Source organism: Streptomyces marokkonensis, from assembly GCF_039539045.1.
GTDB lineage: Bacteria > Actinomycetota > Actinomycetes > Streptomycetales > Streptomycetaceae > Streptomyces > Streptomyces marokkonensis.
The window spans coordinates 1-4,601 of the sequence record NZ_BAABCQ010000303.1; the positions used below are offsets into that span (position 1 = coordinate 1).

At 66.1% G+C, this 4,601-nt stretch carries 2 protein-coding genes and 1 pseudogene; 2 read left to right on the top strand and 1 reads right to left on the bottom strand.

Annotated elements, in window-relative coordinates; genetic code table 11:
• Positions 1-454: 454 nt before the first annotated feature.
• A complete protein-coding gene (locus ABEA26_RS35130; RefSeq protein WP_345598030.1) occupies positions 455-3,832 on the bottom strand; it encodes a type ISP restriction/modification enzyme in 3,378 nt (1,125 codons plus the stop codon).
• A 265-nt stretch (positions 3,833-4,097) separates the two neighbouring features.
• Here ABEA26_RS35130 and ABEA26_RS35135 point away from each other — a divergent pair.
• Together ABEA26_RS35135 and ABEA26_RS35140 are read left to right on the top strand one after the other, a co-directional pair.
• Positions 4,098-4,262: pseudogene (locus ABEA26_RS35135) on the top strand (VapC toxin family PIN domain ribonuclease); the annotation flags it as partial.
• Between the two features lie 57 nt (positions 4,263-4,319).
• Positions 4,320-4,601: GNAT family N-acetyltransferase (locus tag ABEA26_RS35140; protein ID WP_345598032.1), on the top strand; the 282-nt coding region annotated here is incomplete at its 3' end.

Genomic DNA, 4,601 nt, shown 5'->3' on the forward strand with positions numbered 1-4,601 from the left:
AACCTGGTCAGACCGGTTTCCCGCACCCCCGCGTTATAGGGGCGTCAGTGATACGGCGTGGGCCCCGCCTGGGGGCTATGCGTGGGCCGTGAGACGACGAAGCCGCACCAGAGAGCTCCGGCGCGGCTTCGTCGTGAAATCGGCTGCGCTGTCGGGCACGATGCGGTCGGCGTCTCATGCGGCCCGTGTCTCTGTGACGTTCTGGGGTGCGCCTACTTTGCGATTGCACTCGCACATGCGTCGAAGGAGCCGGTTCCGTCAGAGAGCACAGCACCTCCTCGAGCACGGATCTGCCCAATCGGGTGGTGAGGATTCCCGTCGGATCGCTCCGGCGGGGGGCCTGCGTAGGCGGGGACCTGATACAACGACGCCCCGCTGGCCTGCTGAGGCGGGGCGTCATCGTGCCAGTATTCCGTTGATGTTGCGGGCGTCAGGCACTCAGGCCGGGCGGGTGTCAGTCCGAGAAGTCGAGGCTCTCCTGACCAGGGCCGGGGGCGCGTCGAGACTTCCGCGGCGGTTTCGGTTCCTTGGTTGCGTAGGCAGGTACGGGCAGGATGCCCTCGCTCCGTAGGTCGTCGGTGGTGATGAGCGGGCCGCTGCTCACGGCGTCCAGCAGCCGGGCCTGTCGGGGTTCGAGGGCTACGAGGAGCCCGAGCGCGTTGATGAGGTCAAGCAGGTCAACGGTCCACCGGGCAGGCCAGGTCGGGGGCAGGATGTCGTTCAACGGGGTCTGTCGTTCCACGTCTGGCTTCCGCTTGCGGAAGCTGAACCACTTGCGGATCACCTGCACCCCGCCGATCCGATAGTCCCAGACTTCCGGCGCCACGGGACGTATGCAGCCCGTACCCACCGTGAGGGTTCGCGTGGACGCGTCGTAAGAGATGTCTGCAGGTAACCCGTCGTCCTCTCCGATCACGACGACGCATTCCGGTTGTTCCTCCGGGGGAAGCCTCGGGGACGAGCCAGGTGAACTGTCGTGGTGGGATGCGAAGCGCTGGCCGTACGTGTGAATCCACACCGTGCGCCTGCCCACTTCCACGAGCTCCGCCCACAGAGCCGGGTCGCGTGTTATAGGGATACGGACACCGCGCTCGGCGAGGTTCGCGGCGAAGCGGCGGGTGTAGCCGCTGTGGCCGGCTGTTCCCGCGATGTACGCGAAGAGGTCCTCGGCGGTGACCGTCACGCCGTGCGTCTTGGTGAGAAGGCGCAGCAGGCCAGGGTTGACGTTTGGCTCAGCCTGGTGAGGGTGGCGGTAGAGAGGGGCGACGCGGCCGCCTTCGGTGCCCTTGAAGTGGTGCATGTCGGGCAGCAGGGCAGTGAAACTCACCGCTGGCCCCGGACGGCCTGATTCCGTGTGGAGTTCGGACAGGTAGATCTGACGCTGGTCGTTGTGGGCGAACCACAAGGCCGGTCGCGGAAAGTCGATCACTCGCCTGTCCGCGATGATGTACTGCCTGTCGAAGGTCATCCGGCCGTAGGGAACAGTGACGGGCAACGTCTCCTTCTCCGCGGCAAGGCTTTCCCTTTCCTGCTGCCCGGGCAGTGGCGGTTCCGGCTTATCCGGACGGCGGTCTCTGGTGGTTTTCAGCAGTGCGGCCTTGTCCTCCGCTGGGGCTTGGACGAGCCTGCGCCACCGGCTCTCCAGGACGTCCCGGCTGGGTGAGACGGGCCAGCTGCGGTTGTTCTTGTTGCCGGAGCTCGTCCAGGGCAGCAGGGCATCCACCGGTGGCATTGCCGACCACTCGGAGTCGGACCGGACGTGAAAGGGCGCGGTCCACTGTGTGGGGCATGGTTGCCAGGAGGTCCCGTCGCGATGACCGTCGAGGCCAAGCCCTTCCAGCCAGTTGAATTTCTCCTCGCGTGTGCCCGCGGGGACGTCGAGTCGCCAGACCCGCGCCGGTGTATCCGCGTCCGGGGCGCCATGGCGGACGAAGACGGCGATGCAGATCTCCCGCTTGACATCCTGGAAGACACGGGTGCGTGTGTCGGAGTAGGCGCCCTCGGGGGAGAGGGCGATGATCCAGCCCTCGTCGGCGGCCTCGCGCAGGTAGTGGCGCATGCCGGCCGAGCCCTCGCTGTCCAGGTATCCGGAGTTGGTGATGAGGGCGACGATCCCGCTGGGGGCCTTCGGCGCTCCCGAGGCGGTCAACTGGTCGAATACCTTCCAGGTGGACCACGCCCAGAAGTAGACGTAGAGGTTGTCGAGGGCGTATCCGACGCGTCCGTTGTCCTCTGGGTGGAAGCGGGCGAGGATCGGGCCCTGACCGTTCGGGTTGCCCTCGGTGACCCAGCGTCCGACGCCCGACTGTCTCGCCCCCCGCAGGTAGGGCGGATTGCCGATGACCACCATGACCTTCTCGTCCGCCTTGATCTCATTCGCCATTCGGCGGTGGCGGGCGATCGCCTCGTACATGAAGCCCAGGTGGTGCTCGACGGCGGGATCGTCGAGTGTGTCGGCCACCAGAAGCCTCGGCGGGCGGCGCGTGATGTCGGCGTCGTGGGACCGGAAGGCGTGGTGCACACGGAGTTCGGCGACGGCGTACGGCCCGGTCTGTTTCTCCAGGCCGACCAGTCGGCCCGAGAGCTCCCGGAGAAGCCCGGACTTGAGCGTCCTGCCGTACTTCAGTGACAGGGACTTGGCGACGTGGTCGATGATGTTGATGAGGAAGGTCCCGGTGCCCATGGCCGGATCGACGACGGTGACGTCCTCGCTTCCGTACCCGTCCTCCTGGCCGAGCCGGTCACGCAGCACCTCATCGGTGAAGCCGACCATGAAGCGGACGACCTCGCCGGCAGTGTAGTAAGTACCCGTCCGCCGTCGCAGTTCCGGGTCGTAGGCGCTCAGAAAGCCCTCGTACAGGTGGAGGTAGGCGTCTCCGGTCTCGTCCTTGAACATCTCGGGGTCGACGGCCGATAAGACGTCGATCAGCGGGTCGATGATGCCCCGCAGATCGTCGAGGGCGTCGTCCGTCAGCACCGCGAGCGCCTTGCCCATCAAGGAATGCCGCTTGCCCAGTCGGATCGCGACCTCGGGGAGCGTGAGCCTGCCCAGATCAATGTGCTCAAGACGAGCCAGCAGCATGGCAAACGTCAGCGTCTGACTGTACTGGTCCGCGAACTCCTCCAGGCGAGCGTCGGGGAAGAGCAGGTCCTTCCAGTTGTCGGCCAGGATCGAGAACGCAGCGTCAGCCTCCCCGTGCTCCTCGCGGGTGAGGCGTTCGGTGACCTCGTCACGCAGCAGGGCGCAGATTCCCGCGATGCGCTTGACCAGTTCGTTGATGCTGTCGTGGACGATGGGCGCCGGCAGGAGGAAGTGCGTGAGGGCGCGCTCGAACGCGGTGTCCGCGACGACGAGTTGCCGGCGACCGGAAGCAAGGTCTCCGACCAGGATTCCGGTCGGGCCGACCTGTACGCCGAAACGGTAGACCGCCCACTGGTATCCGTCGGTGTACAGCACATTGTGGAGTGCCTTGATCTTCTCCCACTGCTTGCGGTCGTGGCTCCTCACCGACCACTTCTCCGGGTCGGCCCCCGAGCCCGGCTGCTTCAGCTCGACGTGCCCTATGGTCCTGCCGCCGCAGGCGATGGCGAAGTCGGGCCGGATCCCGAGTTCCTTGATGCGACTCTGACCGTGGACGATTAGCTTGAGGCGTTGCCGCGAGGCCATGCCGCGCAGCAGATGCTCCACCGGCGCGGTCAGGCTGTCCTCCTTACTGCTGACCGCCCCTGCGGGACCTTGCAGCTTGGCCCTGACCTCCTCGCCGAACTGGGCGACGAGGTTCGCGACCGATCCGGTCGTGCCCTTTCCCGCCCAGACGTCCCCTCTTGCCATCGGCCCCCCAAGGTTGCACCCACGCCGACGATCAGACCCATACAGAATGCCCATGGCATCCCAAGCAGCAAACACCAGTGGATGTAGGTGGATTGGTGACAGGCCGCCAAAGCTGCGCGTACGGAGCTGGGTTGGAGCGTGAGCCCGGGAGTGCGTCCCGGGCGTGCGCCAACGGGCGGAGCGCAATCGGTGGACGGTACGGCGATCTCGCAGGCACGCTGGGGCGATCGCGGGGGGCAGCGTCCGTGCGTCAAACGCAGCCATCATGGCTGCGGGGCTCCTGGTGATGTCCCCGCCGCTGCTCTCGGAGATCGACCACGTCGCCACGCGCGAGCTCGGCCGTGAAGCGGCGCTCAGCGCGATCGACGACATCCGACATTGGGTGCGACGAGGCCGTGCCGTTCTGTCCGAGATCACGGATGATCATCTGAGGTCAGGCTCACACGGCCATGATGCCCACTAGAAATGCAGTCTTGGGCTACGAAGCATGAAGATCAGGGTCCGGGACGCTCATCCAGCGGACGTCAAATGGATGAGCAACAACACCGAGGGCTGGACGGTCACCGTCGAGAAGCAGGAGGGGGCCGCCTCCCTGGCTGAGGCGCTGCACGCTCTGATCGCAGAGGATTTCGACCAAGGCGTGCGTATGGGATGGCTTCACTCAAGTCTGCAGCGCGCGGCAGGCGGCGAGCCCGGCTACGTTAGGCTTTATAAGCTCCACGTTTCTCCCGAGTTCCGACAAAGGGGCGTGGCACGAGCCTTGGTCGAT

Bases quoted from the DNA above. Each gene is read 5' to 3' on its own strand.
- ABEA26_RS35130 (WP_345598030.1), bottom strand. From the start codon at position 3,832: ATGGCAAGAGGGGACGTCTGGGCGGGAAAGGGCACGACCGGATCGGTC.